Genomic DNA, 2,569 nt, shown 5'->3' on the forward strand with positions numbered 1-2,569 from the left:
TCATCACCTCAAGTTTTAATCCTTCAATTTTAAAACAAAAATGACTCCAGTCAAAAGTGTTCTATCTAAATGGTAAGACAAAGTTGATTGGAGCGGGTGTACGAGACTCCTGCGGGAAAAGCGCGTCTAGGGGAGACCCCGCAGGCAAAGCCGAGGAGGCTCCCCGACCGCCCGCGGAAAGCGAGTGCCTGGAGTGGAAATCAACGTCTAAATTGTACAGGCCATAAAAATAGACAAACTCGATTTTCATCGAGTTTGTCTACAGTCTGACTGATGCTCTTTAATTCGAGCATCAGTTTTTTCCAGTCGAATGCCGCTTGGATTGTCCGAAAGCGACAGAAAAATAACAGTTGAAAACAATCATTAAATTGCCTATATTTTCTTTATATATTAAACTGGAATTTGCCTCTTGTAGCTGTAAAGAGTATCTAAAGATTTCTTTTTGTTTACATCGCATCATTTTAGTGTAAAGTACTAACAAATAAGTTAGAATACAACTTTAAGCAAAAGCCTATATATAAATAGTGCCCTTATAAATGACAAAGAAAGGATTAACCTATATATGAAGTTTGGTGCCCGCATTCTCAAAACAGGAATAGCAATCGTTTTAGCGCTTTATCTTTCGGAATTGCTTAACCTGCCTGCTCCTGTCCTTTCTGGGATTGCTGCAATTTTTGCCATACAGCCGACCATTTACCGTTCATACCAAACGGTGCTGGAGCAAGTACAAGGAAATATCATTGGTGCGTTGGTTGCTGTCTCCTTCGTTTTGCTGTTCGGAAATGATATTTTTATAATCGGCCTTGCCGTAATGGTTGTCATTACCATCAATTTAAAATTGAAAATGGATAAAACGATTGTCCTTTCCATCGTGACGGTCATCGCCATCATGGAAAGCCAGGACGGGGAATTCCTGAATTTTGCCTTTATACGTCTCTCCTCCGTTTTGCTTGGTATCGTTTCATCCTTTATCGTGAATCTCGTATTCCTTCCACCCAAGTATGAAGCAAAGCTGTATACACGGATTACCGATGTGTCGGAAGATATCTTGAAATGGATCAGGATCAGCACAAGGCATGCTACAGAACACACCTTATTGAAGAAAGACATCAGCCGGCTGAAAGCGGAATTATTAGATTTGGAACATATCTATTCCATGTACAAAGAGGAACGGGAATATTTCAAGAAGAACAGTTTAGCTAAAGCCCGGAAGCTTGTCATTTACCGGCAGATGATCATTACAACGAAAAAAGCGTTTGAAACCTTGAAGCGAATCCATAAATTCGAGAATGAAATCTATCAAATGCCTGAAGATTTCCAGCGGAGTATCTTCCACCAGCTTGATTCCTTGATCCGCAAGCATGAGCAGTTGATTTTATTGCATATCGAAAAAATCAAATCGATCGGGGAGATTGAGGATTGGGACCAGGATTGCTTAAGTCGGAAAGAGCTGCTAGCCCACTTTTTCGAACAGCAAAATCATGTCGATGAAATGCATGATAATCTCGGCCACCTTTCTGCCCGTCTTGTACCATTGATTTCTTCCGTCATCGAATATGATGAGCAGTTGGAGCATCTTGAAAAGCTGATCGTCAGCTTTCAGTCCTTCCATAAGGAAGAAAACGAAATTTCTGTCCAGTATGAAGAAGATTAAAAAAAGACGGTTCTCGGGGAACCGTCTCAGTTTGTAGACAAAAGGGGTTCGGAATTAAAAAATTCCGAACCCCTTTTGAAATTCCTTTGAAATTTTGACCAAAGGTTACGAGATTTGGGCTCTTCGAGCCACTATGTTAAGCCGTTTTAGGACCTTGCCATGTCCAAGTGGCCATCTTCTTTAAATTCATGGCAGCGAAAGTAAGCATCGCCTGCATCGACAATTTTTTAAGTCCCCTTAAAGTAGTCCAACGCATACCATGCTTTTCTTTTGCATCTGCGAATACACGCTCAATCGTTTCTTTGCGTTTCGCATATATAGGTTTTACCTCTTGATGATGACGCAGATGATCTGCTTCTTCCACATATGCTTGCCAGATATGCCGTGTCACTACTTTTTGATGGTCTTTGCTTTCAGTACACCGTGATAAAAATGAGCATGTTGCACAAATTTGTTTGGGCGATTTGTACTCGCGATAGCCCTCTTTATTTGTTGTTGAGTACTTTAAAGTTTCTCCCGAAGGGTAAAGGTAACAATCAAATTGTTCATCGTAAACATAGTCATGTTTGCGAAAGAATCCTTCTTTTGTACGAGGACGTGTATAGGGTAAAGCAGGTGTGATTTCTTTGTTAAATAGGTAGCTTGTAATCGCTGGTGTTTTATAAGCTGCATCTGCGGCAACTGCTTCTGGTTTTCCAACTTTCTCAATTCACTTGCTCAACAAGTGGCTCCAAAATATGACTGTCATGTGTATTACCAGGTGTTACAATCGTTCCCAATACAAAACCGTTGCCGTCTGCGGCCGCATGGAATGAATAGGCAAACTGTTTTGTTCGTTCATCTTTCACATAGTAGCCACTCTCAGGATCCGTAGTACTTTCTTTAATTGCTTTGGTTTCTTCCTTATCAAATTTA

At 40.7% G+C, this 2,569-nt stretch carries 1 protein-coding gene and 1 pseudogene; one reads left to right on the forward strand and one right to left on the reverse strand.

Annotated elements, in window-relative coordinates:
* The first annotated feature begins 562 nt into the window (after positions 1–562).
* A complete protein-coding gene (locus AS888_RS09325; protein ID WP_061141914.1) occupies positions 563–1,654 on the forward strand; it encodes an FUSC family protein in 1,092 nt (363 codons plus the stop codon).
* A 136-nt stretch (positions 1,655–1,790) separates the two neighbouring features.
* On the opposite strand, the pseudogene AS888_RS09330 reads toward AS888_RS09325, so the two are convergent.
* A pseudogene (locus AS888_RS09330) lies at positions 1,791–2,569 on the reverse strand (transposase); the annotation flags it as partial.

It is taken from the genome of Peribacillus simplex, assembly GCF_001542915.1.
In the GTDB taxonomy this organism is placed as follows: domain Bacteria; phylum Bacillota; class Bacilli; order Bacillales; family DSM-1321; genus Peribacillus; species Peribacillus simplex_B.

Coding starts and splice junctions, on each gene's coding strand:
- AS888_RS09325 (WP_061141914.1), top strand. CDS start 563: ATGAAGTTTGGTGCCCGCATTCTCAAAACAGGAATAGCAATCGTTTTA.